The 229-nt window shown below is 53.7% G+C and carries 1 rRNA gene; it reads right to left on the bottom strand.

What is annotated here, in order from left to right:
* Window positions 1–229: ribosomal RNA gene (locus ACTHS3_RS18910) — 16S ribosomal RNA — on the bottom strand; the annotation flags it as partial.

Genomic DNA, 229 nt, shown 5'->3' with positions numbered 1-229 from the left:
GACTACTGGGGTATCTAATCCCGTTTGCTCCCCTGGCCTTCGTGCCTCAGTGTCAGTAACTGCCCAGTGACCTGCCTTCGCCGTTGGTATTCCTCTCGATATCTACGCATTTCACTGCTACACCGAGAATTCTAGTCACCTCTTCAGTACTCTAGCACGGCAGTATCGGATGCAATTCCGAGGTTGAGCCCCGGGCTTTCACATCTGACTTACCACGCCACCTACGCAC

This window comes from Neisseria sp. P0009.S007 (assembly GCF_051962515.1).
This window is presented reverse-complemented; position numbering and strand designations above follow the sequence as displayed.